At 72.8% G+C, this 22,641-nt stretch carries 25 protein-coding genes and 1 riboswitch; of the genes, 12 read left to right on the top strand and 13 right to left on the bottom strand.

The window, feature by feature from the left end; all coding sequences use genetic code 11:
* Positions 1-530: 530 nt before the first annotated feature.
* The 3 genes from bioD to bioB are packed head-to-tail and all read right to left on the bottom strand — an operon-like array spanning position 531 to position 3,838.
* Complete coding sequence (gene bioD, locus ACIBA9_RS32980; protein WP_362155616.1) at positions 531-1,247, bottom strand: dethiobiotin synthase; 717 nt, start codon at positions 1,245-1,247, stop codon at positions 531-533.
* A 1-nt stretch (position 1,248) separates the two neighbouring features.
* Positions 1,249-2,538: an adenosylmethionine--8-amino-7-oxononanoate transaminase gene (locus ACIBA9_RS32985; protein ID WP_362155613.1), complete on the bottom strand. Its 1,290-nt coding sequence runs from the start codon at positions 2,536-2,538 to the stop codon at positions 1,249-1,251.
* The gene (gene bioB, locus ACIBA9_RS32990; RefSeq protein WP_399368841.1) at positions 2,531-3,838 is read right to left on the bottom strand and encodes a biotin synthase BioB; all 1,308 of its coding nucleotides are present in this window, start codon (positions 3,836-3,838) and stop codon (positions 2,531-2,533) included. Before bioB ends, ACIBA9_RS32985 begins: the two co-directional genes overlap by 8 nt.
* Positions 3,839-3,985: 147 nt before the next feature.
* Here bioB and ACIBA9_RS32995 point away from each other — a divergent pair, with 147 nt between their 5' ends.
* Positions 3,986-5,113: an 8-amino-7-oxononanoate synthase gene (locus ACIBA9_RS32995; RefSeq protein WP_399368843.1), complete on the top strand. Its 1,128-nt coding sequence runs from the start codon at positions 3,986-3,988 to the stop codon at positions 5,111-5,113.
* Between the two features lie 142 nt (positions 5,114-5,255).
* On the opposite strand, the gene ACIBA9_RS33000 is transcribed toward ACIBA9_RS32995, so the two are convergent.
* Both ACIBA9_RS33000 and ACIBA9_RS33005 read right to left on the bottom strand, forming a co-directional pair.
* Positions 5,256-5,480 carry a DUF397 domain-containing protein gene (locus tag ACIBA9_RS33000; protein ID WP_362155604.1) on the bottom strand — a complete coding sequence of 75 codons (225 nt, stop codon included), beginning with the start codon at positions 5,478-5,480 and terminating at the stop codon, positions 5,256-5,258.
* Positions 5,481-5,489: 9 nt separating this feature from the next.
* Positions 5,490-6,350 carry a helix-turn-helix domain-containing protein gene (locus ACIBA9_RS33005; RefSeq protein ID WP_399368845.1) on the bottom strand — a complete coding sequence of 287 codons (861 nt, stop codon included), beginning with the start codon at positions 6,348-6,350 and terminating at the stop codon, positions 5,490-5,492.
* A gap of 212 nt (positions 6,351-6,562) precedes the next feature.
* On the opposite strand from ACIBA9_RS33005, the gene ACIBA9_RS33010 reads away from it, so the two are divergent.
* A complete protein-coding gene (locus ACIBA9_RS33010; protein WP_399368847.1) occupies positions 6,563-7,021 on the top strand; it encodes an ATP-binding protein in 459 nt (152 codons plus the stop codon).
* Positions 7,022-7,290: 269 nt separating this feature from the next.
* Here the strand turns inward: ACIBA9_RS33010 and ACIBA9_RS33015 are convergent, their stop codons facing one another.
* The 3 genes from ACIBA9_RS33015 to ACIBA9_RS33025 all read right to left on the bottom strand — a co-directional run bounded on the left by ACIBA9_RS33015 (position 7,291) and on the right by ACIBA9_RS33025 (position 9,312).
* Positions 7,291-7,764, bottom strand: coding sequence for a C40 family peptidase (locus tag ACIBA9_RS33015; RefSeq protein WP_362155595.1), 474 nt, complete (start codon positions 7,762-7,764; stop codon positions 7,291-7,293).
* A gap of 3 nt (positions 7,765-7,767) precedes the next feature.
* A riboswitch (cyclic di-AMP (ydaO/yuaA leader) is annotated at positions 7,768-8,000 on the bottom strand.
* Positions 8,001-8,339: 339 nt separating this feature from the next.
* Positions 8,340-8,648 carry a hypothetical protein gene (locus tag ACIBA9_RS33020; RefSeq protein ID WP_393898134.1) on the bottom strand — a complete coding sequence of 103 codons (309 nt, stop codon included), beginning with the start codon at positions 8,646-8,648 and terminating at the stop codon, positions 8,340-8,342.
* Positions 8,649-8,655: 7 nt separating this feature from the next.
* Positions 8,656-9,312, bottom strand: a complete 657-nt coding sequence (locus ACIBA9_RS33025) for an ATP-dependent Clp protease proteolytic subunit (protein ID WP_399368849.1) — start codon at positions 9,310-9,312, stop codon at positions 8,656-8,658.
* An 86-nt stretch (positions 9,313-9,398) separates the two neighbouring features.
* Here ACIBA9_RS33025 and ACIBA9_RS33030 point away from each other — a divergent pair, with 86 nt between their 5' ends.
* The 8 genes from ACIBA9_RS33030 to ACIBA9_RS33065 all read left to right on the top strand — a co-directional run bounded on the left by ACIBA9_RS33030 (position 9,399) and on the right by ACIBA9_RS33065 (position 16,183).
* Entirely contained in the window at positions 9,399-9,677 is a 279-nt protein-coding gene (locus tag ACIBA9_RS33030) for a type II toxin-antitoxin system Phd/YefM family antitoxin (RefSeq protein ID WP_399368851.1), read from the top strand.
* 226 nt (positions 9,678-9,903) lie between these two features.
* On the top strand, positions 9,904-10,206 hold the full coding sequence (locus tag ACIBA9_RS33035; protein WP_399368853.1) for an urease subunit gamma: 303 nt from the start codon (positions 9,904-9,906) through the stop codon (positions 10,204-10,206).
* Between the two features lie 10 nt (positions 10,207-10,216).
* Positions 10,217-10,528 carry an urease subunit beta gene (locus ACIBA9_RS33040; protein WP_393898137.1) on the top strand — a complete coding sequence of 104 codons (312 nt, stop codon included), beginning with the start codon at positions 10,217-10,219 and terminating at the stop codon, positions 10,526-10,528.
* Positions 10,521-12,239, top strand: coding sequence for an urease subunit alpha (locus ACIBA9_RS33045; protein ID WP_399368856.1), 1,719 nt, complete (start codon positions 10,521-10,523; stop codon positions 12,237-12,239). The genes ACIBA9_RS33040 and ACIBA9_RS33045 overlap by 8 nt, the downstream gene beginning before the upstream one ends.
* Positions 12,239-12,913, top strand: a complete 675-nt coding sequence (locus ACIBA9_RS33050) for an urease accessory protein UreF (protein WP_393898139.1) — start codon at positions 12,239-12,241, stop codon at positions 12,911-12,913. Before ACIBA9_RS33045 ends, ACIBA9_RS33050 begins: the two co-directional genes overlap by 1 nt.
* Before the next feature lie 100 nt (positions 12,914-13,013).
* Positions 13,014-13,691 (top strand): urease accessory protein UreG, encoded by a 678-nt coding sequence (ureG, locus tag ACIBA9_RS33055; RefSeq protein ID WP_362155573.1) that lies wholly within the window; start codon positions 13,014-13,016, stop codon positions 13,689-13,691.
* Entirely contained in the window at positions 13,679-14,449 is a 771-nt protein-coding gene (locus ACIBA9_RS33060; protein WP_362155570.1) for an urease accessory protein UreD, read from the top strand. Before ureG ends, ACIBA9_RS33060 begins: the two co-directional genes overlap by 13 nt.
* Before the next feature lie 138 nt (positions 14,450-14,587).
* Positions 14,588-16,183, top strand: coding sequence for an alpha/beta hydrolase (locus ACIBA9_RS33065; protein WP_399368859.1), 1,596 nt, complete (start codon positions 14,588-14,590; stop codon positions 16,181-16,183).
* A 105-nt stretch (positions 16,184-16,288) separates the two neighbouring features.
* Here ACIBA9_RS33065 and ACIBA9_RS33070 read toward each other — a convergent pair whose 3' ends face one another.
* The 3 genes from ACIBA9_RS33070 to ACIBA9_RS33080 all read right to left on the bottom strand — a co-directional run bounded on the left by ACIBA9_RS33070 (position 16,289) and on the right by ACIBA9_RS33080 (position 18,785).
* Positions 16,289-17,314: an NAD-dependent epimerase/dehydratase family protein gene (locus tag ACIBA9_RS33070; protein WP_399368861.1), complete on the bottom strand. Its 1,026-nt coding sequence runs from the start codon at positions 17,312-17,314 to the stop codon at positions 16,289-16,291.
* Positions 17,315-17,375: 61 nt separating this feature from the next.
* Positions 17,376-18,101 carry a lysophospholipid acyltransferase family protein gene (locus ACIBA9_RS33075; protein ID WP_399368863.1) on the bottom strand — a complete coding sequence of 242 codons (726 nt, stop codon included), beginning with the start codon at positions 18,099-18,101 and terminating at the stop codon, positions 17,376-17,378.
* A 234-nt stretch (positions 18,102-18,335) separates the two neighbouring features.
* Complete coding sequence (locus tag ACIBA9_RS33080) at positions 18,336-18,785, bottom strand: peptidase inhibitor family I36 protein (RefSeq protein ID WP_399368865.1); 450 nt, start codon at positions 18,783-18,785, stop codon at positions 18,336-18,338.
* A 351-nt stretch (positions 18,786-19,136) separates the two neighbouring features.
* Between ACIBA9_RS33080 and ACIBA9_RS33085 the strand changes: the two genes are divergently transcribed.
* Both ACIBA9_RS33085 and ACIBA9_RS33090 read left to right on the top strand, forming a co-directional pair.
* Positions 19,137-19,541 (top strand): DUF6153 family protein, encoded by a 405-nt coding sequence (locus ACIBA9_RS33085; protein ID WP_399368867.1) that lies wholly within the window; start codon positions 19,137-19,139, stop codon positions 19,539-19,541.
* Positions 19,542-19,618: 77 nt separating this feature from the next.
* Complete coding sequence (locus ACIBA9_RS33090; protein WP_399368869.1) at positions 19,619-20,251, top strand: DUF305 domain-containing protein; 633 nt, start codon at positions 19,619-19,621, stop codon at positions 20,249-20,251.
* Between the two features lie 69 nt (positions 20,252-20,320).
* Here ACIBA9_RS33090 and rocD read toward each other — a convergent pair whose 3' ends face one another.
* Entirely contained in the window at positions 20,321-21,538 is a 1,218-nt protein-coding gene (gene rocD, locus ACIBA9_RS33095) for an ornithine--oxo-acid transaminase (protein ID WP_362155550.1), read from the bottom strand.
* Entirely contained in the window at positions 21,538-22,347 is an 810-nt protein-coding gene (gene ddaH, locus ACIBA9_RS33100; RefSeq protein ID WP_399368871.1) for a dimethylargininase, read from the bottom strand. The genes rocD and ddaH overlap by 1 nt, the downstream gene beginning before the upstream one ends.
* Between the last annotated feature and the right edge of the window lie 294 nt (positions 22,348-22,641).

Consider the following 22,641-nt stretch of genomic DNA (forward strand, 5'->3'; position numbering starts at 1 on the left):
CCGTGGACCGGAGGAGGGCTGGGCCCGTTCAGTCGGGCCTGGATCGGTGGCGAGGCCGGGTCCGCCCAGTCGCCTGCGGATCCGCGGCGAGGCGGAATCCGTCCGGCCGGTCGCGGACCGGCGGTGGCGAGACCGTCCGGCCGACGATGACCCTTCGGCAAGTCTGCACCTGTCCAGCTCGCCGTGGACCGGAGGAAGGCTGGGCCCGTTCAGCCGGGCCTGGATCGGTGGCGAGGCCGGGTCCGCCCAGTCGCCTGCGGATCCGCGGCGAGGCGGAATCCGTTCGGCCGGTCGCGGACCGGCGGTGGCGAGACCGTCCGGCCGGCGATGACCCTTCGGCAAGTCTGCACCTGTTCAGTCCGCCGTGGACCGGAGGAAGGCTGGGCCCGTTCAGTCGGGCCGGCGAGGCCGGGTCCGTCCGGCCGGCTGAGGACCGACGGTGAGGCGGGAGACGTCCGGCGGTCTGTGGACCGACGGTGAGGCTCGGCGCGTTCGGTCGGACGCTTGGGTGATCCGGCCGGGCGGTGCGGTCAAGCGGTCGCCCGGGCGCGGAAGGCCGCCGCGTCCCATGTTCCGTCCAGCCGGGGTGCGAGCCAGCCCGGTGCCGCCGTACGGAAGTCGGCGGGGGCGAGGGAGCCCGCGCCGGCCGGCAGGGCGCCGAGCAGCGGGGCGCCGGCCACCTCCGGCAGGTCGGCCACATTGCAGCGGGCGGCGAGGTCGGGGGAGTCGGGCCAGCTGCCGATCACCACCCCGGCCGGCTCCAGCGCGCGCCGCCGCAGTTCGCGGGCCGTCAGCTCGGTGGCGTTCAGCGTGCCCAGCCCGGCCGGGGCGACGATCAGGACCGGCGCGTTCAGCAGCCGGGCCGCGTCGGCAAGGGTGCCCCCCGCCGCGTCGAACCGGACGAGCAGTCCACCCGCCCCCTCGACCAGCACCAGGTCGTGCTCCGTGGCCAGTTTGGCGGCCCGGTCGGCCACCTCGTGCGGACGCACCGGTGCCATGCCCGCCCGCCGGGCGGCCGTGCCGGGCGCCAACGGCTCCGGATAGCGGGCCAGTTCGGTCGCTGTGACCGCGCCCGCGAGCCGCGCCACCTCGTCGGCGTCCCCGCGCTCGTCCGGCCGTACACCCGTCTGGGCGGCCTTCAGCACCGCCACCGAGCGCCCGGCCGCGAGCGCCGCCGCGGCGACGGCGGCCGTGGTGACGGTCTTGCCGACCTCCGTGCCCGTGCCCGTGATCACCAGTACCCGCATGTCATCCCTCCCGCGCGGCGGCGCACACCGCGCGCGCGATCCGTGCCACGTCCTCGTCCGTCGTGATGTACGGCGGCATCGTGTAGACCAAATCGCGGAAGGGGCGCAACCACACGCCCGCCCGCACCGCCGCCCGGGTGGCGGCGGCCATGTCGACCTCGTGGTCGAGCTGGACGACCCCGATCGCACCCAGCACGCGCACGTCCCGCACCCCGGGCAACTCCGCGGCCGGCGCCAGTCCCTCGCGCAGCCCCCTCTCGATCCGCTCGACCTCCGAGCGCCAGTCCTGGCCCAGCAGCAGACCGAGGGAGGCGCACGCCACGGCGGCCGCCAGGGGGTTGCCCATGAACGTCGGGCCGTGGGCCAGCACCGGCACCTCGCCCCGCGAGATACCGTCGGCCACCCGGGCGGTGCACAGCGTCGCCGCCATCGTCAGATACCCGCCGGTCAACGCCTTGCCCACGCACATCACATCGGGTGTGACAGCCGCGTGGTCCGCCGCGAACAGGGCGCCGGTCCGGCCGAAGCCGGTGGCGATCTCGTCGAACACCAGCAACACGTCGTGCGCGTCGCACGCCTCGCGCAGCACCCGCAGATAGGCGGGGGAGTGGAACCGCATACCGCCCGCGCCCTGCACCACCGGCTCGACGATGACCGCGGCCAGCTCGTCCGCGTGCTCCGCGATCAGCTCGCGCAACCGCTCGGCGTACGACTCCTCGTACTCCGTCGGCGGGGCGTCCGCGAACACCTGGCGCGGGAGCACGCCGGACCACAGCTCGTGCATCCCGCCCTCGGGGTCGCACACCGACATCGGCTGCCAGGTGTCGCCGTGGTAGCCACCGCGCCAGGTCAGCAGCCGTCGCTTCCCCGGCCGGCCGAGCGAGCGCCAGTACTGCAGACACATCTTGACGGCGACCTCGACCGACACCGACCCCGAGTCGGCCAGGAAGACGTGCTCCAGGCCGTCGGGCGACATGTCGACAAGGAGCTTCGCGAGCCGAACGGCGGGCTCGTGAGTGAGCCCGCCGAACATCACATGGCTCATCCGGCCCAACTGCTCGCGCGCGGCCTCGTCGAGGACCGGGTGGCGGTAGCCGTGGATGGCCGACCACCACGACGACATCCCGTCGACCAGCTCGCCCGAGCCGTCCGCGAGGCGCAGCCGGACACCGCTCGCCGACTCCACGACGAGCGGTTCGACCCGGCCGGGCATCGGCCCGTAGGGATGCCAGACGTGCCGCCGGTCCAGCTCCAGCAGACCGGGTACGTGCGGCTGGGACAGGTCAGGCATTGGGCGCGAGGTCCGTTCCCGCGCCCCTGCGGCGGACGGCGACCAGGTCCGTGCGAGGCTCGCCGGCCGGGGCGGGCGCCGCGGCGGCGGGCGCGGCGTCGAGGGCCGTCGGCACGCTCTCGTCCGTAGCGCCGACACCGACACCGACACCGGCGCTTTCGTGTGCGCCGCATCCTCCGTCGGCGCCCCCGTGCGAGCCGCAACCCGCACCGGGCTCCTCGTGCGAGCCGCACCCCCCGGCTGCCTGCGAGCCACAGCCCGCGCTGTCGTGCGAGCCGCACACGCTCGCGCCCGCGGCCCGGTGCCGCGGCAGCGTCACCTGGTCGGCGCCCTCCACCTCGAACCCGGCGTCCGCGATCATCTCCAGGTCGGCCTTGCCGGCCTGGCCCTCGCTGGTCAGGTAGTCGCCGAGGAAGATGGAGTTGGCCAGGTGCAGCGCGAGCGGCTGCATCGTGCGCAGATGGACCTCGCGGCCGCCCGCGATACGGACCTCCACGTCAGGGCAGACGAAGCGCGCCATCGCGAGGATGCGCAGACAGCGCTGCGGGGTGAGGTGCCACTCCTTGGCCAGCGGGGTGCCCTCGAACGGGATCAGGAAGTTCACCGGAACGGAGTCCGGGTCCAGTTCGCGCAGCGAGAAGACGACGTCCACCAGGTCCGCGTCGCTCTCGCCCATGCCCGCGATCAGACCGGAGCAGGCGGACAGACCGGCCGCGTGCGCCTTGTGCACCGTGTCCACCCGGTCGGCGTACGTGTGGGTCGTCGTGATGTCCCCGTACGTGGACTCCGACGTGTTCAGGTTGTGGTTGTAGGCGTCCGCGCCCGCCTCGCGCAGCCGTTCGGCCTGTCCGTCGGAGAGCAGCCCCAGACAGGCGCACACCTCGACGCCCTCGTTCTGCTCCTTGATGGTCTTGATGGTCTGCGAGACCCGGTCCACGTCCCGGTCCGTCGGACCGCGTCCGCTGGCCACCAGACAGACGCGCTTGGCACCGCCCGCCAGCCCCGCGGCGGCCGCCTCGGAGGCCTGGTCGGGCTTGAGCCAGGTGTACTTCAGGATGTCGGCCTTGGAGCCGAGCCGCTGGGAGCAGTAGGAGCAGTCCTCGGGGCACAGACCGGACTTGAGGTTGACCAGATAGTTGAGTTTCACCCGTCGCCCGAACCAGTGCCGGCGCACCTTCCCGGCCGCGGCCACCACATCGAGCAGGTCGTCGTCGGAGGTGGCCAGCACGGCGAGCGCTTCCTCGCGGGTCGGCAGCTCGCGCCGAAGCCCCTTGTCCACCAGCGTGTTCAGCAGGTCCATGAGGCCCGATCCTGTCCTACGGGACGGCTCCGGGCCAAGGAGGGACCGCACAACGGAGTGGGTTCACCGTGTGGGTATCGCCACACCCTGGGTGCCGGGCCCTGCCGCTAAGGTCTGTCCGCTACCTACAAAAGCACCGGAGGACCCATGGCGTTCGGCTGGATCGACGAGCAGGCCGGGGCGCGCCGGCGCGCCGGACTGGTCCGCACCCTGCGCCCGCGCCCCGCCGAGTCGCCGCTGCTGGACCTGGCGAGCAACGACTACCTCGGGCTGGCCCACCACCGGGAGGTCATCGAGGGCGCGGCCGGTGCCGCCCGGACCTGGGGCGGCGGCTCCACCGGCTCCCGGCTGGTCACCGGCACCACGGAGCTGCACACCCGGCTGGAGAGCGAGCTGGCGGCCTTCTGCGGCTTCGAGGCCGCCCTGGTGTTCTCCTCCGGTTACGCCGCCAATCTGGCCGCGGTCACCGCGCTCGGGCCGCACGGCTCCCTGATCGTCTCCGACGCGGGCAACCACGCCTCCCTCATCGACGGCTGCCGCCTCGCCCGGGGCGGCACCCAGGTCGTCGCTCACGCCGACCCGGAGGCCGTGGCCAAGGCGCTGGCCACGCACGAGGGAGCGGCCATCGTCGTCTCCGACACGGTGTTCTCCGTCGACGGGGACCAGGCGCCGCTGGCCGCGCTGGCCGAGGTGTGCCGGCGCCACGGCGCGGGACTGGTCGTGGACGACGCCCACGGACTGGGCGTGGTGGGCGACGGCGGCCGGGGCGCGCCCTACGCGGCGGGGCTCGCGGGCGCCGAGGACCTGGTCGTGACGGCCACCCTGTCGAAGTCGCTGGGCAGTCAGGGCGGCGTGGTGCTGGGCCCGGCCCGGGTGATCGACCATCTGGTCAACGCCGCCCGGACCTTCATCTTCGACACGGGCCTGGCACCGGCGGCGGCCGGGGCGGCCCTGGCGGCGCTGCGACTGCTGGTGCGCGAACCGCGGCGGGCGGCGCGGGCCCGTGAGGTGGCGGCGGAGCTGTACGCACGGCTGACCGCCGCGGGCCTGGAAGCGGTGCGTCCCGACGCCGCGGTGGTCTCCGTGCGGGCCCCCTCGCCCGAGCAGGCGGTGCGCTGGGCGGCCGACTGCCGTACGGCGGGGCTGGTCGTGGGCTGCTTCCGTCCTCCTTCCGTACCCGACGGCATCTCACGGCTGAGGCTGACCGCCCGGGCGGACCTCTCCGGGGCGGAGATCGAACGCGCTGTACGAGTGATCGGCGAGACGCGACCATGAGTCGGCGTGACACGGCCGTGCGTCGCACGAACGGGGCGGGAACGGACGAGTGATCAGACCGCTCGACCCGTCGATTCGGACGATTCGAATGGTTCGGGCGATTCGGTGGGTTCGGTGGGTTCGGTCGGGTCGGGGTGAACGGTCACCGCAGGGCGGCCACGAACCCCGTCCAGCTCTCGGGGGAGAAGAGCAGCGCGGGTCCGGCCGGATTCTTCGAGTCGCGCACGGCGAGCAGTCCGGCCGGGGGGCCGGTGTGCGGACGGGCCGTCTCCACGCAGTTGTTGGCTCCCGTGCTGCGGCTGCTGCGCAGCCAGCGCACGTCGTGCAGGTCGGTACTGGCAGGGACGTTCCGAGGCAGTGCTGACATGGTGCCTCCTTACGCGCCGTCACCTATTCCGGCGATGTAGTCCAACGATTCCTCGGGTGAAAGGGCGTGCCTCCGAAGGGTGTTGAACGCCTCGGTGTACGCCACCAGGTCTTCTTTCCGTTCGAGGTAGAGGCTACTCGTCAACTGGTCAAGAACAACCACGTCCAGATCGGAAGTGCTCGGAAAGGAGAAGATAACGAAAGGCCCGGTGAGGCCGACATGCGCACCGGCCGTCAACGGCAGTACTTGCAGTCGCACTTGGGGCAGATGTGCGGCCTCCAGCAGCCGCTCCCGTTGCCGGGCCATCACCCGGGGGCCGCCGACCTCGCGCCGCAGCACCGCCTCGTCCAGCACGGCGGACAGCTTCAGCGGGGGGTTGGAACGCAGCACGTCCTGCCGGGCCAGCCGCACCTCCACCAGCGCGTCCAGACGCTCCTCGGCGAGGTCCTTCACGGCCGCCCTGGTCACGGCCCGGGCGTACTCGGCCGTCTGCAGCAGGCCCGGCACGACCGTGGTCTCCAGGGTGCGCATCGTGCTCGCCTGCGACTCCAGGCTGATGAAATCCCGGTAGGTGGGCGGCAGTACCCCGCGATACGCGTGCCACCAGCGGTTGCGGCCCCCGGCGTCCTCGGATCCCGCCAGCATCAGCAGTAACTCACGCAGGTGCCGGTCGCGTACGCCGTAGGCGTCGAGCAGTAACCGCAGATCGGCCGGTTTCACCCCGCTGGCGCCGGTCTCGATGCGGCTCACCTTCGACTGGTGCCAGCCGACCAGATGGGCCGCCTCACCGCTGGTGAACCCGGCGCGGGTGCGCAGCGTGCGCAGTTCTGCGCCCAGTTTGCGACGGCGTACGGCCGGCCCGTTCTGCATGGGCTCCTCCTTACTCCCGATGGGCCGCTCGGAGATGGTCCCGCGTCGCAGAGTTCACCGCATCGAGCGACAGATATATGCATAACTTGGTGGATCGCTCCCGTGACCCGCCCGGTGATGGCAGTCTGACGGCGAAGCACCAGTCCGGGACCGTACTCGAACCATCCACTCCTCGTCGGACTGCGGTCCCGTGGGAAAGGGACGACGTCGCCATGGCAGACCATCTGGAAGCATCCGTCACTCTGCCGAGCGATCCCGCCTCGGTCGCCGCAGCCCGCAGCTACGTCGTGGGAACCCTCGCGGAGTGGGGCCTGCCGTCCGACACCGAAGTGGCCTACACGGTGCGGCTGATCGTCTCCGAACTCGCCACCAACGCCGTCCAGCACACCTTCGGCCAGTCACCCACCTTCACCGTCGACGTCGCGCTGCACCACGACGAACAGCTGCGCATCGGTGTCACGGACAGCCATCCACGCTTCCCCAAGAGACTGCCCGCCGCCGTCCAGCAGGACAACGGGCGCGGCATGGTCATCATCCGATGTCTCACGGCGGAGTGCGGCGGCAGGCTGCGGGTCCGCCCCACGCGCGAGGGCGGCAAGACGGTCCTCATCGAGCTTCCCTGGACGACCCCCGCCGAGCCGGTCACGGCGGGGGGCCGGCAGGAACCGTAGCCCGGCGGCCCGCCTCGGCGGTCAGGGCTGCCCGACGGCGGCGACGGACGGCCGGCGCCCGCACATGGCACCGCCCCCGCGACCGGCGCCGGACACGGGCACGGGTGCGGGGGCGTGCGGACTCGACGGCGGTCCTGCGGGGTTACGCGGCTCGACAGGCTTCAGAAGCGCGTCCTCGGCCGCCCGTGGGCTCCAGGCGGCCACCGGTCGGCGCCGGCGGTGCTCGGAGCGGCCCCGCTCTGCTGGAGCCGCCCCCGTCCCGCGCCGGATCAGCTGACGCGGCCGTACCAGACGCTCCTGGTCCAGATCTTCTGCAGTCGCACCACGTCACCGGTCCTCGGGGCGTGCCAGATCTTGCCGTGGCCGGCGTAGATGCCGACGTGGTAGACGCTGGAACCCGAGTGGAAGAAGACCAGGTCGCCGGCCCTACGGCTGCCGGCGGAGATGTGGTGCGTCTTGTTGTACTGCTGGGCGGCGGTGCGCGGCAGTTTCTTGCCCGCCTTCTTGAACGAGTAGAGCGTCAGCCCCGAGCAGTCGAACCTGCGCGGTCCGATGGCCCCGTAGCGGTACGGGGCGCCCTTCTTCGAGGCCGCGATCCGGAGTGCCTTCGTCGCGGTGGTCGCGGCCGAGGCATCGGAGGCGAGACCCGGAACCACGATCGAGCCGCCCACGGCGGCGAGCGTGAGAGCCGAAGCCGTGCCGGCCCGGGCCATCAGCGACGGGACACGATTGAGCGCAGTCATGCGCAACCCTTCGTCAGCCGCCTGTGAAGGATGACCTGTCGGATTCGGGCTGGCGAAGTAGCCCGGCCGCGTTGCCACGGCTTCACCCCAAGGGTTGCTCGGAGACATCCGGCCGCCCGCGCTGCGCGGACGAACATCTGTTCCGGCGACCCGTCTTGCTCGGGTCCTCCACTCCTGCCGATCCACTCCTGTCGACCGGTCATCCGGGCGGCGGCAGGACTCGGCGTCCGCCCGGATCGCCCCGCCGCGGTGGCGGGGGCTTGTCGTCAGACAGGGATCTTGGCTCACAGTTGTCCGAAAATCCCAACGGAACCGTGACTTTGTGGCGTTACTCACCACTCGCCCGTTCGGGTGGACAGTGCCTTGTTCGAGAGGCCGTCAGTTCCCCTACGTAGCCCCTGACCTGCGGTGGAGCATCACGCGCCGGGGGTCGGACCGGTTGGGCGCGCAACTCGGAGAGCGCGAAGGGGCATCCAGATGTACCTCGGTCGGCGGTACGTCGTTCGGGCCGTTTCAACTCCGGCCCGAGCGGCGGGGCGACGTACGAGGCCCTTCGGGCCGCTCGGGCGTCCGCTTCAGCCGACGCGGTCGGGCGGGAGCACGACGCGCGCGGTACGGCGCTCGCCGTCGAGCACCCGCAACGCGCGTGCCAACGTGTGCCCGTGCAGCTCCGTCTCGCCTCGCCGGTGCATCAGTGCGAGCGCGTCACGCAGCTCCGCGGCCTTGCGCACCAGGGCCTGCGCGGCACGCAGCCCGCGATAGGTGTCCCCGTGCCCCCGCGCCGGGTTGATCCGGCCCAGCAGGTCCACGGCTTCCAGGTAACGGTCGATCAGCTCGCCCTCCGCGCGGGTCAGCGCGGGCAGCGGCGGCAGCTCCGGCAGCATCCCGCTCTCACCTCGGCCCGGCGCAGGAGCCGGACCCGCCGGAGGAGCCGGACCCGCCACGGCGGCCGGGCACGATGCCGTCCACCAGCCCGTAGGCCAGCGCTCCGGGCGCGTCCAGGATCAGGTCCCGCTCCAGGTCGAGGTGGACCCGGTCCGCCGTGCGCCCCGTGTGCCGGGCGAGCAGCCGCTCGGTCAGGGCGCGGGTCCGGGTCAGCTCCTCCGCCTGGATCGCGAGGTCGTCGGGCCGGCCGCGTACCGGCTCGGGCAGCGCGGGCTGGCGCAGCACCACGCGTGCGCCCGGCAGCGCGAACCGCTTGCCCGGGGTGCCGGCCGCGAGCAGGACCGCGGCGACCGAGGCGGCCTGGCCGAGGCAGTAGGTCGCCACGTCGCAGTCGATGTACCGCATCGTGTCGTAGATCGCCGTGAGCGCGTCGAAGGAGCCGCCGGGCGAGTTGACGTACAGCGTGATGTCCCGGTGCGGGGCGGTGTGTTCGAGGTACATGAGCTGGGCCGTGACATCGCCGGCCGCGACGTCGTCGACCGGCGTCCCGAGGAAGACGATCCGCTCCTCGAAGAGCTTCCCGTACGGATCCAGCGGGCGTGTCCCCGCCCCGGCGCGCTCGGTGAACTCCGGCAGGACATGACGGCCTGACAGCCTGGACATGGACATACCCCTCCTCATGGCACGGCCCTCACGGGCTCGGCTTCTGTACAAAATGTACAGGACGTACGTGACGTTATGATGGGGGTATGGCCTACGAGATTCCGGTGACGCAAGCCAGGGCTGAGCTCGCCGACCTGATCAACCGGGTGGTGTACGGCGGTGAGCGCGTCGTCGTGACGCGACACGGCAAGCCGCTTGTCGCGCTGGTCTCGGCCGCCGATCTGGAGCGCCTGGACGCGCTCGACGAGCCGGGCGAGGAACAGGTCGTCAGTACCGTGTCGGGGGTTCACGGGGCCGGGTCCGCCACCGGGGAGCAGCGTCGGTTCGGTATCGCGGCCGAGCACCGGCGTCCGGGCGCGTCCTGAAGTGCGCCGGTATGCGACAGTCCATCGCGTGGTCATAGGCCGATCAAGGTCTGGTTAACGTCGCTGAAACTCCGGCGCTCTAGCCTGCCGAACCACGCCACCAGGGGTTTGTCTGCCCGGATTGACGACGATCCGGGGATTTGTCTGTGTGTTACACCTATCCCCGTCGCGGTGGCTGCGGCAACCGGACCCCGCACGGTCCGGGGCAAGAACTGTGAGGTGGGACGTGCAACTTACCCCGCACGAGCAAGAGAGGCTGCTGATCCACGTGGCGGCCGACGTGGCCGAGAGGCGCCGGGCCCGCGGACTGAGGCTCAACCACCCGGAAGCGGTCGCCCTCATCACGTCGCACATCCTCGAGGGGGCCCGCGACGGCCGCACCGTCGCCGAGCTGATGTCCTCGGGTCGCAAGCTCCTCACCCGCGACGAGGTCATGGACGGGATCCCGGAGATGATCCACGACGTCCAGGTGGAGGCCACCTTCCCGGACGGCACCAAGCTCGTCACCGTCCACGAGCCGATCGTCTGAGGGGGCCGCGATGATTCCCGGAGAGATCCTGTTCGCGGACGACCCCGTCGACTTCAACGTCGGCCGTGAGGTCACCCGCCTGACGGTCCTGAACGCCGCCGACCGGCCGGTCCAGGTCGGCTCCCACTACCACTTCGCGGAGGCCAACCCCGGCCTGGAGTTCGACCGCGCCGCGGCCCGTGGCCGACGGCTCAACGTCGCCGCAGGCACCGCCGTACGCTTCGAGCCCGGCATCCCCGTCGACGTCGAACTGGTGCCCCTGGCCGGCGCCCGGATCGTGCCGGGCCTGCGCGGGGAGACCGGGGGCGCGCTCGATGCCTGAGATCTCCCGCGACGCCTACGCCGACCTGTTCGGCCCGACCACCGGCGACCGCATCAGGCTCGCCGACACCGCCCTGCTGATCGAGATCGAGGAGGACCGCTCCGGCGGCCCCCGCGCCGGTGACGAGGCGGTCTTCGGCGGCGGCAAGGTCATCCGCGAGTCCATGGGCCAGTCCCGCGCCACCCGGGCCGAGGGCACCCCCGACACCGTGATCACCGGTGTCGTCGTCGTCGACCACTGGGGCATCGTCAAGGCCGACGTCGGCATCCGCGACGGCCGGATCACCGCCCTTGGCAAGGCCGGCAACCCCGACACCATGGACGGCGTCCACCCCGACCTGGTCATCGGCCCCGAGACCGAGATCATCGCCGGCAACGGACGGATCCTGACCGCCGGCGCCATCGACGCGCACGTCCACTTCATCTGCCCCCAGGTCGCCGACGAGGCACTGGCCTCCGGGATCACCACGCTGGTCGGCGGCGGCACCGGTCCCGCCGAAGGGTCCAAGGCGACGACCGTGACGCCCGGCCCCTGGCATCTGGCCCGCATGCTGGAGGCGATGGAGGCCTACCCGGTCAACGTCGGCTTCCTCGGCAAGGGCAACACCGTCTCGCACGAGGCGATGCTCTCCCAGATCCGCGGCGGCGCCGTCGGCCTCAAGCTGCACGAGGACTGGGGCTCCACCCCGGCCGTCATCGACGCGGCGCTCACCGTCGCCGACCGCACCGGCATCCAGGTCGCCATCCACACCGACACCCTGAACGAGGCGGGCTTCGTCGGTGACACCCTCGCCGCGATCGCGGGCCGGGGCATCCACTCGTACCACACCGAGGGTGCCGGCGGCGGGCACGCCCCGGACATCATGACCGTGGTCTCGCACGCGAACGTGCTGCCCAGCTCCACCAACCCGACACGGCCGTTCACCGTCAACACCACCGAGGAACACCTCGACATGCTGATGGTGTGCCACCACCTCAACCCGGCGGTCCCGGAGGACCTGGCGTTCGCCGAGTCCCGCATCCGGCCGTCCACCATCGGCGCGGAGGACGTCCTGCACGACCTCGGCGCGATCTCCATCATCTCCTCCGACTCCCAGGCCATGGGGCGGGTCGGCGAGGTCGTGCTGCGCACCTGGCAGACGGCCCACGTGATGAAGGGCCGCCGGGGCGCGCTGCCGGGCGACGGACGGGCGGACAACCACCGGGTGCGGCGCTATGTCGCGAAGTACACGATCAACCCCGCCCTCGCCCAGGGGCTCGCGGCCGAGATCGGCTCCGTCGAGACCGGCAAGCTGGCCGACCTGGTGCTGTGGGAGCCCGCGTTCTTCGGCGTGAAGCCGCTCCTCGTCATCAAGGGCGGCCAGATCGCGTACGCGCAGATGGGCGACGCCAACGCCTCCATCCCCACCCCGCAGCCCATCCTGCCCCGCCCGATGTACGGCGCGATCGGCCGCGCCCCGGCCGCCAACTCCGTCAACTTCGTCGCCCCGGCGGCGATCGAGGACGGGCTGCCGGAGCGGCTGCGGCTCGGCAAACGGTTCGCGGCGATCGAGTCGACGCGCGCGGTCACCAAGGCCGACATGCGGGAGAACGACGCCCGCCCGGACGTCCGGATCGACCCCGACAGCTTCGCCGTGCACATCGACGGCGAACTGGTCGAGGCGGTCCCGGCGGCCGAACTGCCCATGGCCCAGCGTTACTTCCTCTTCTGATGTCGCGGGCAGCACTGCTCGTCCTGGCCGACGGCCGCTTCCCCGCCGGAGGGCACGCGCACTCCGGCGGGGCGGAGGCCGCAGTCAAGGCGGGCCGCATCACCCGCGCCGCGGACCTGGAGGACTTCTGCCGTGGCCGGGCCCACACCGCCGGGCTGGTCGCGGCGGCGCTGGCGGCCGCCGCGGCGCTGGGCGCCGACCCCCGGGAGCTGGACGCGGCGGCGGACGCCCGTACACCCTCACCGGCGCTGCGGGCCGCCGCACGCAGACTCGGCCGGCAGCTGATGCGGGCGGCCCGGGCGAGCTGGCCGTCGGCCGAACTCGACCAGCTGGCGCGGGAGTTCCCCAAGGGAGCGCACCAGCCGGTGGTGCTGGGGCTCGCCGCCCGGGCCGCCGGACTGGGACCCGCGGACGCGGCGTACTGCGCGGCGTACGAGAGTGTCAGCGGGCCCGCCACGGCCACGGTGCGCCTGCTCAGCCTCGACCCGTTCGACGCCACCGGCGTGCTGGCCCGGCTGGCGCCGGAGCTGGACCGGGTGGCGGACGCGGCGGTGGAGGCGGCGCGCAGGGCGCTCGACGAGGGAGTGGACGCCCTGCCCGCCGCGTCGGGTCCCGTGTTCGAAGTCGGCGCCGAGTGGCACGCGACCTGGCCGGTACGCCTGTTCGCCTCGTAGACCGTCGCCCTCACCCCCCCCACGGGTCCTCCCTCCCGGATCCGGTCCCACCCCGTCGGTCGCGGGGTCGGACACCATGTTCTCGTCACTGGAGGCACACATGCATCTCGACCACGCCCACCACGGCCCCTCGGCCGTCAGCGCGGACGCCCACCGCCCCGACGGGACCCGCCGCGCCCTGCGCATCGGGCTCGGCGGACCCGTCGGGTCGGGGAAGACGGCCACCGTCGCCGCGCTCTGCCGGGTCCTGCGCGACCAACTGTCCCTCGCGGTCGTCACCAACGACATCTACACCCGGGAGGACGCGGAGTTCCTGCTCCGGGAGGCCGTGCTGCCGCCGGAGCGGATCAGCGCCGTCGAGACGGGCGCCTGCCCGCACACCGCGATCCGCGACGACATCTCCGCCAACCTCGAAGCCGTGGAGGACCTGGAGGACGCGGTCGGCCCGCTGGACCTGATCCTCGTCGAGTCCGGCGGCGACAATCTGACCGCCACCTTCTCCAAGGGGCTGGTGGACGCACAGATCTTCGTCATCGACGTGGCCGGCGGCGACGACATCCCGCGCAAGGGCGGCCCCGGCGTCACCACGGCCGACCTCCTCGTCGTCAACAAGACCGACCTCGCCCCCCACGTCGGTTCCGACCTCGCCAGGATGGCCGCCGACGCCAAGGCCCAGCGCGCCGAACTCCCGGTCGTCTTCCAGTCCTTGCGGGGAGAGACGGGCGTGGCGGACGTGGCGGCCTGGGTCCGGGAACGGCTCGCCCAGTGGACGGCGTGACGGCCACCGGGGTCAGGGCGGCCGCCCGGATCGTCGCTCGCGCCGACGGCCGCGGCGGTACGTCGCTGCCCGTGCTGGACGGCGAGGGGCCGCTGGCCCCTCGCCGCACCCGGGCGAGCGGGCCCGGGGCGAAGGTCATGGTCGTCGGCGCGATGAGCGGCCCACTCGGCGGTGACCGCCTGACGCTCACCGCGCGGGTGGAGGAAGGTGCCCGGCTGCATGTCGGCTCGGCCGCCGCGACCATCGCGCTGCCGGGCCAGGCCAAGGGCGAGGCCCGCTACGACGTCCGGCTCGACGTGGCCGACGGCGGCGAACTGCACTGGCTGCCCGAGCAGTTGATCTCCGCAGGGGGCAGCGACCTGCGGATCACCACACGGGTCGAACTCGGCGCCGGGGCGCGGCTCGTGCTGCGCGAGGAGCAGGTGCTCGGGCGGGCCGGGGAGGAGCCCGGGCGGCTCACCAGCCGGCTGACCGTGCGGATCGCGGGCCGGACCGTGCTCGACCAGGAGCTGGCCTGCGGCCCCGGCGCGCCGGGCGGCTGGGACGGCCCGGCCGTGCTGGCCGGACATCGCGCCGTGGGCCAACTGGTGGTAGCGGCACCCGAGTTCGCCGACCGCCCGGTCGCCGCCCGGATGCTGGGTGAGGGCGCCGCGCTGCTGCCGCTCGCGGGGCCCGCCGTGCTGGTCAGCGCGGTGGCACCCGACGCGCTGCGGCTGCGCCGGCTGCTGGAGGAGGCGCGGATGGTGCTCGGCTGCTGACGGCCGCCCGCTGAGCGGGACACGGTCGCCCGGTTATCGGATGGGTAAAGATGGGCGGCAACCCCTGTTCTCAGACACCTCACAGTCGAGAGGATCCCGCCTGACCACTCGCAGCGAGGTACGGGGAGGGGCCCCATTTTGAGGGACAACAGAGGGAAGAGCCGCCTGCCGGCGCTCGGTTCGGCCGCGGCACTCGTCACCGCCACGCTGATCGCCGGTGCCGTATCGGCGCCCGCGGCCGGCGCGACGGACAGGTCGGGCCATGACCGCGAGGCCGTCGGAGCCCGGATAGCCGCGGCCCGCGCGGCCCAGGCCGGCATCGACTGGCAGGACTGCCCGGCCGACTGGGGGCTGGCCAAGCCCATCCAGTGCGGCTGGGTCAGCGTGCCGCTCGACTACGCCCACCCCTACGGCAAGCAGATCAAGCTCGCCGTGGACCACATCGGCAACACCGGAACCCCGGGCGAGCGCCAGGGTGCCCTCGTCTACAACCCGGGCGGCCCCGGCGGCTCGGGCCTGCGTTTCCCGAACCGGGTCGTCAACAAGAACCCGGTCTGGGCGAACGTCGCCAAGGCCTACGACTTCGTCGGCTTCGACCCGCGCGGCGTCGGTCACTCGGCGCCCATCTCCTGTGTCGACCCGCAGGAGTTCGTCAAGGCACCCAAGGCCGACCCCGTGCCGGACAGCGAGGCCGACAAGCTGGCGCAGCGCAAGCTGGCCCGCGAGTACGCCGAGGGCTGCGGGGAGCGCAGCGCCGCGATGCTGCCCCAGATGACCACGCCGAACACCGCGCGCGACCTGGACGTCATCCGTGCCGCGCTGGGCGAGAGCAAGCTCAACTACCTCGGTGTCTCCTACGGCACCTACCTCGGCGCCGTCTACGGCACCCTCTTCCCGGGCCACCTGCGCCGCATGATCGTCGACAGCGTGGTCAACCCGGCCCGCGAGAACATCTGGTACGAGGCCAACCTCGGCCAGGACATCGCCTTCGAGGGCCGCTGGAAGGACTGGGAGGACTGGGTCGCCGCGAACGACGCCGCGTTCCACCTGGGCACCACCCGTGACGCCGTCCAGGCCAAGTGGCTCCAACTGCGCGCCACCGCCAAGAAGAACCCCATCGGCGGGGTCGTCGGGCCGGCCGAGCTGATCGCCTTCTTCCAGAGCGCCCCGTACTACGACTCCTCGTGGGTGCCGGTCGCGACGGTCTTCAGCAAGGTCTACGCCGGTGACACCCAGGCGCTCGTCGACGCGGCCGCCCCGGACCTGTCGGACACGGCGGGCAACATCGCCTCGGAGAACTCCAACGCCGTCTACACGGCGGTCGAGTGCGCCGACGCCAAGTGGCCGACCAGCTGGCGCAAGTGGGATCGGGACAACACCCGGCTGAACGCCCAATACCCCTTCATGACCTGGGCGAACGCCTGGATGAACCTGCCGTGCGCCACCTGGCCGGCCAAGCAGCACAACCCGGTCGAGGTCGGGACCCACCACGGCCTGCCGCAGGTGCTGATCGTGCAGTCCACCCGGGACGCGGCCACCCCGTACGAGGGTGCCGTCGAACTGCACAAGCGCTTCGCGGGCTCCCGCCTGATCACCGAGAAGGACGCGGGCTCCCACGGTGTGACCGGCCTGGTCAACCCCTGCATCAACCAGCGCGTCGACGCCTATCTGATCGACGGCAAGCTGGACGCCGCGGACGTGACCTGCACACCGCACGCCACTCCCAAGCCGTAAGGCCCACCGTACGACCGTACGACGACGAGGGGCGACCGGAACCTCCCGGCCGCCCCTCGCTCGTGCCCGCGCACCGGCACGTGCCCCCCGCCGGCGGTCCGTCGGTCACCCCCGCAGCCAGGCGTCCTCCGCCGCGTAGTCGAACAGGTCGCCGTAGGCCCGCGCCATCTGCGGATACGCCGAGCGCCAGTCCCGCCCGGCGAGCCGGTCCTCGATCCACGCCACCGTCCGCGCCAGCGAGTCCCGGTACGCGACCACCGGGCGGTAGCCCAGTTCCCGCTCCGCCGCCGACATGTCGGCCACGACCGGATGCGGCACCGACCACGGGGTCTCGCCCACCCCCGGCGCCGGGGGAGCGCCGTCGACCAGCACCGTCTCGTTCTCCACGCCCATCACGGCGTCGATCGCCGCGCCGATCTCGGCGACCGTCGGCGCCTCGGCGTCGCAGGCGTTCAGGACCCGTGAACCGGGCCGAGCCGCCGCCAGCCGCACCAGTTCCGCGATGTTGAGGGCACTCGCGGGATGGAACCGGCTCCGTCCCCCGTACGCGAGCACGCGCCTGCGCCGGCCGTCCAGGTTCCGCTTGACGAAGTACAGCTCGCGCGGACTGCGGCAGTGCGGACCGTGGATCGCTCCGGCCCGCAGCAGGGTGGCCGGCAACCGGTCGGCCGCGGCGAGGAGTTCACGCTCCAGCGCGACCTTGCGGGTGCTGTACGTGGCCTCGCCGGGCGCCACCGTCCGCTGGCTCTCCGGCAGCGGCACCGGATACCGGGGGAAGCCGTCCGGCCGGTCCTGGGTGTCGAAGCCGCGGCCCTCGCCGTCCTCGTACACCGACACGCTGGAGACCACCACTGCCGAACCGACCCGGTCGGCGAGCGAGAGCAACTGCCGTGCGTGCGGGACCCCGAAGGCGACGACGTCGACCAGCACGTCACATCCGTCGCCCACCACCCGGGCCAGGGCCCGCCCGTCCTCCCGGTCGAGCCGGACCGCCCGCACCTCCCTGGGCCATGTCTCCTCCCGGCCTCCGCCGTACGAGGCGGCCGTCACCTCCCAGCCGTCCCGCACCAGCGCGTTCACCGCCGGCCGCCCGATCTGCCCGGTCGCCCCGATCACCACTACACGTCCCATGGCGCGACCGTACGGCCACCCGGACGCCCTCGGCGCGGTGTTCTGCCGACGGCAGAGGCGGTCAACCGAGCGGTGAGCGCGGGAATCTGCGCTCCCTGACGCCCTGCTCCGCCGTCTGCCGCTCCTTGGCGACGGCCGCGTACTCGTCGACGTACTCCTGCTCGGACAGCGTCAGGATCGCGTACATGATCTCGTCGGTGACGGCCCGCAGGACCGCCTTCTCCTTCTCCATGCCGGCGTACCGGGAGAAGTCGAGCGCCTTGCCGAAGCGGATGGCGACCGGATGGATCCGCGGGAGCCGCCTGCCGGGCGGCTGTGCCTCGAAGGTGCCGATCATCGCGCAGGGCACCACCGGCACCCCCGCCCGCAGCGCCATGACGGCGACGCCGACCTTGCCCTTGTAGAGCCGGCCGTCGTGCGAACGGGTGCCCTCGGGGTAGATACCGAGCAACTCGCCCTTGCCCAGCACCCCGAGCCCCTCACGGATCGCCGCCTGGCCGGCCTCCTTGCCCGAGCGGTCCACCGGGATCTGCCCGGCGCTGCGGAAGAAGAACGCGGTGAGCCGGCCCTTGAGTCCCGGGCCGGTGAAGTACTCCGCCTTGGCGAGGAAGGTGATGCGACGCTTCAGGATCGCCGGCATCAGGAAATGGTCGGAGAACGACAGATGGTTGCCGGCGACGATCGCGGCGCCCTCGGCGGGTACGTTCTCCAAGCCCTCGATCCGGGGCCGGAAGACCAGCCTGAGCAGGGGCCCCAACAGCACGTACTTGAGCAGGTGGTAGAACACGGCTCGCCCTCACTCGGTCAGGCCGGCTGCGCACCGGCGGCTCCCGGCCCACGGGCCGAGCGGCCGGCCCGCGTGGCCCCTGCCATCATCGGCTGCCCCGTTCCGCCGGGCCAGTACCCCGACGCCGGGCCGTGGCGCACCGGCCGGAAAGTGTGCGGCGACGGCCGCCGTCCCGGAGGGGACGACGGCCGTGATCTCACCGCCGGCAAGGCCACCGCCCTTGAGCGGCGGCGCCTACGGCCACAGCACGAGGTCGACGGTGTCGTTGTGCCCGGGCGGTTCCTCCAGCCGCTGCCCGGGGAACAGGGGCCGGATCTCGTCGCGGTCCCGGTCGACGAGGAGCGCGTCGCTCCGTGTGTGGTTCACCCACGAGGACACGTTGTTCGCCGCCGTGGGCCCCCCGCTTCCCGGCATGGGCAGGGCACGCAGGTCGACGTCGTAGCCGGCACCGATGCCGTAGGCGGGGCCGCGGAAACCGTAGTCGCGGTACAGACACAGGGTGAAGACCGGGCAGGGTTCGCCGTCGCCGAGCGGGATCACCCCCGGGGGCAGCCGCTTCGCGACGGCCGTCGGGGCGTCCGCCTGGGCCGAGGTCAGGCCCAGCGGGAGCAGGGCCCCGGCCATGGCCGCCACGGCGAGCGCGCGGGTGAACAGGGACGGACGCCTGGAACTCGTCGTCTTCAACTCGACCTCCTGGAGGGCTGGGGCGTGCGGACCGTCCGTACGCCCGCTGTCACGAGTCAGTCCATCCCCTCACCAGCGCTCATCACACAGTGCGGTCGATCAGTGACGTGATGTGTTCGCTGTGGCCGGGCGGGCGGCCTTGCGCCCGGATTCCGCCGCTCACCCGCCCGTCACCTGCGCGAATGTCGGCGCAGGCCGACCCGCGCCGCGTCGGCGCCCACCGGGGACGGCCTGGAGATCACCCGCGTCAGCGATTCGGGAGTGCGCGGCCCGCGCCGCCGCACGCAGGTCGCGCGCCCGCGTCGGCGGGCCGCGCACTCCGGCCGGTGGCCGCCCCGTACGATGATCCCGATGCCCAGCACCCGACAGCACCCTCGGCGACCGCCCCGTCGGCGGCACCGCGCGCTGTCCGTGCTGGCGGTGCTGATCGGCCTCCTGGGCATGCACGCCCTGGCGCCCGGCGGCGGGACGGGGCACCCGGGGCACCACCCCCCGAGCGCGCATGTGGCGGTCGCGCTGGACGCCATGGACGACTGCTTCGGCGGGGACGCCCGGCACGGCGGTCACCGGATGCTGCACGCCGATCCCACCTGCGTGTCCGGCGCCGTCGACGACGGGCCCAGGGTGCCGGACCCCGGGGCCGCCCCGGTGACCGCCTCCGCACCGGCCGACGACCTCGGTCCGTGCGCCGTGACGACTCCGGACGGGGCGCGCGCGCCACCGACCCTCGCGGAACTCCAGCTCCTGCGGATCTAGAGGCACCGACGACCGCCCACCCGCGGCCGTCCTCCCACGCGTGCCCGAAAATCCTCTCCCACGGCAGGAGTTCCCGTATGACCATCCGCACCCTGACGCGCCGCACCGCCCTCGTGACGGCGGCCGCACTCGCCTCCCTCGTCCTCGCCGCCTGCGGCGGCGGCGACAGCGCCGCCCCCTCGGGCGGCGGTCACGGCCACGGCTCCTCGGCGACGGCGGGCGCGACCGCCCACAACGCCCAGGACGTCGCCTTCGCCCAGGGCATGGTCCCGCACCACCGGCAGGCCCTGGAGATGGCCCGGCTCGCCGCGTCCCGGGCCTCCTCCGCCCGGGTCAAGGACCTCGCGACCCGCATCGAGAAGGCGCAGGACCCTCAGATCCGCACCATGACCGGCTGGCTGAAGAGCTGGGGTGAGCAGGCCCCCGCGGCCGGCATGGACCACTCCGGGCGCACCGGGACGTCCGGCGCGTCCGGGATGGCCGGCATGATGAGCGACGGTGACATGGCGGCCCTGGAGAAGGCCACCGGCGCGGAGTTCGACACACGCTTTCTGTCGCTGATGGTCCGGCATCACCAGGGCGCCGTCGAGATGGCCGGCACCGAGCGCGACAAGGGCGCCTACGGGCCCGCCAGGCGCATGGCGGGAAGCGTCGTCACGGCGCAGACCGCCGAGATCAGGGAGATGAAGCAGCTCCTCGGCGCCGGCTGACGCCCCCGCACCGCCCGACGACACGCGCGGGGGCCGGCGCCCCGGGCACCGGCCCCCGCGCGCGGACCGTCAGACCAGCACCTTCTGAAGTGCCGCCAGCGCGGAGCGCAGTTCCTGCGCCGTGATGGTCAGCGGGGGCGCCAGCCGGATCGTGGAGCCGTGGGTGTCCTTGACCAGGACGCCCTCCCGCATGAGGCGCTCGCTGATCTCCCGGCCGGTGCCGATCGCGGGGTCGATGTCGACGCCCGCCCACAGCCCGCGCGCGCGGAAGCCCAGCACACCCCTGCCGACCAGCTCGGTCAGTCCGTCCCTCAGGACCACGCCCAGCTCGGTGGCGCGGCGCTGGAACTCACCGGTCTCCAGCAGCTCGACCACGGCCGTGCCGACCGCCGCCGCGAGCGGGTTCCCGCCGAACGTCGAGCCGTGCTCGCCCGGGTGCAGCACGCCGAGCACCGCGCTGCGGGCCACCACCGCCGACACCGGCACGATGCCGCCGCCGAGCGCCTTGCCGAGCAGCAGCATGTCCGGGACGACGTCCTCGTGGTCGACGGCGAGGGTGCGCCCGGTGCGGCCCAGCCCCGACTGGATCTCGTCGGCGATGAACAGACAGCCCTCGCGCCGGGTCAGCTCGCGCACCCCGGACAGGTAGCCGTCGTCCGGGACGACCACGCCCGCCTCGCCCTGGATGGGCTCGATCAGCACCGCGGCCGTGGTGTCGTCGACGGCGGCCGCCAGCGCGGCCAGGTCGTTGTACGGCACCACCCGGAAGCCGGGCGTGAACGGGCCGAAGCCGGTCCGGGCCGACTCGTCGGTGGAGAAGCTGACGATGGTCGTCGTCCGGCCGTGGAAGTTGTCGGCGGCTACGACGATCGTCGCCCGGTCGGCCGGGACGCCCTTGACGTCGTAGGCCCACTTGCGGGCCACCTTGACGCCGCTCTCCACCGCCTCCGCGCCAGTGTTCATCGGCAGCACCATGTCCAGGCCGGTCAGCGCCGCGAGCCGCTCCGCGAACTCGGCGAGCCGGTCGTTGTGGAAGGCCCGGGAGGTCAGCGTCAGCCGGTCCAGCTGCCGGTGCGCCGCCTCGACCAGCGCCGGGTGCCGGTGGCCGAAGTTGAGCGCCGAGTACCCGGCGAGCATGTCGAGGTAGCGGTTGCCCTCGACGTCCTCCACCCAGGTGCCCTCGGCCCGCGCCACCACCACCGGCAGCGGGTGGTAGTTGTGCGCGAGGACGGGCTCCTCCGCCCGGATCAGGTCGGCGGACGTGCGCGTGCGCGCGGGTGCGGTCATCAGCGGATCTCCTGGGTGCAGCACTTGATGCCACCGCCGGCCTTGTGGAACTCCGACAGGTCGACGGGGACGGGGACGTAGCCGTGGTCGACGAGGCGTTCGGCGAGCACCTCGGCGCGGGGCGCGATGAAGACGTTACGGCCGTCGGACACGGAGTTCAGGCCGAACGCCATCGCGTCCTCCCGGGTGGCGAGTACCGCTTCCGGGTACAGCCGGCGCAGCACTTCGCGGCTGCCCTGCGAGAACGCCTCCGGGTAGTAGCAGATGTTGTCGTCGTCGAGGACGAACAGCGCGGTGTCCAGGTGGTAGAAGTACGGGTCCACCAGGGTGAGCCCGATCACCGGGTGGCCGAGGAACTCCTGCACCTCCCGGTGCGCGTCGCGGGTGGTGCGGAACCCGGTGCCGGCGAGCACGTACCGGCCCGTCCACACCAGGTCGCCCTCGCCCTCGGACACCGCCTCGGGCCGGTACACGTCGTAGCCCGCCGTCTTGAACCAGGTGTCGTAGTGCACCGACTCCGGGCGCCGCTGCGGGGCGTGGAAGAGGGAGCCGAAGACCCGGCCGTCCACGACGAACGCCGCGTTCGCCGAGAAGACCATGTCGGGCAGGCCGGCGACCGGCTCGACGGACTCGACGGTGTGTCCCTGGGCGCGGTAGGCGCGGATCAGCGCCTGCCACTGGTCCTGCGCGAGATCCACATCGACGGGCTGGTCGGGTCGCATCCAGGGATTGATCGCGTACTGCACCGCGAAATGTCTGGGTTCACAGACGAGGAAGCGCCGAAGGCGAGGCGCGCGGCTCACGGGCACAGAGGGTCTCCTCCGCTTTCCGGTGTGTCACTGGGGGTGAGACCACCGTAGAAAGGAGGAAGACGGACGACAAGAACGAAAGGCTGCGCGTGGCCGCAGCAACACTGCGTTGTCGTGCCGGCTCACGCACGAGTGCTGCGCATACCCGGGCTCAGTCGGGTGTCGCGGCGGGGGGCCCCCCGGGGGGGGCCCCCCCCGGGGGGCGCCGGGGGGGGGGGGGGGGGCCCCGAACCCGGGGGGGGGTGGGGGGGAAAAGCCGCGGGGGGGGTGGCGCCCCCACCCCCGCCGAGTGGG

The sequence above is a fragment of the Streptomyces sp. NPDC051452 genome, assembly GCF_044454765.1.
GTDB lineage: Bacteria > Actinomycetota > Actinomycetes > Streptomycetales > Streptomycetaceae > Streptomyces.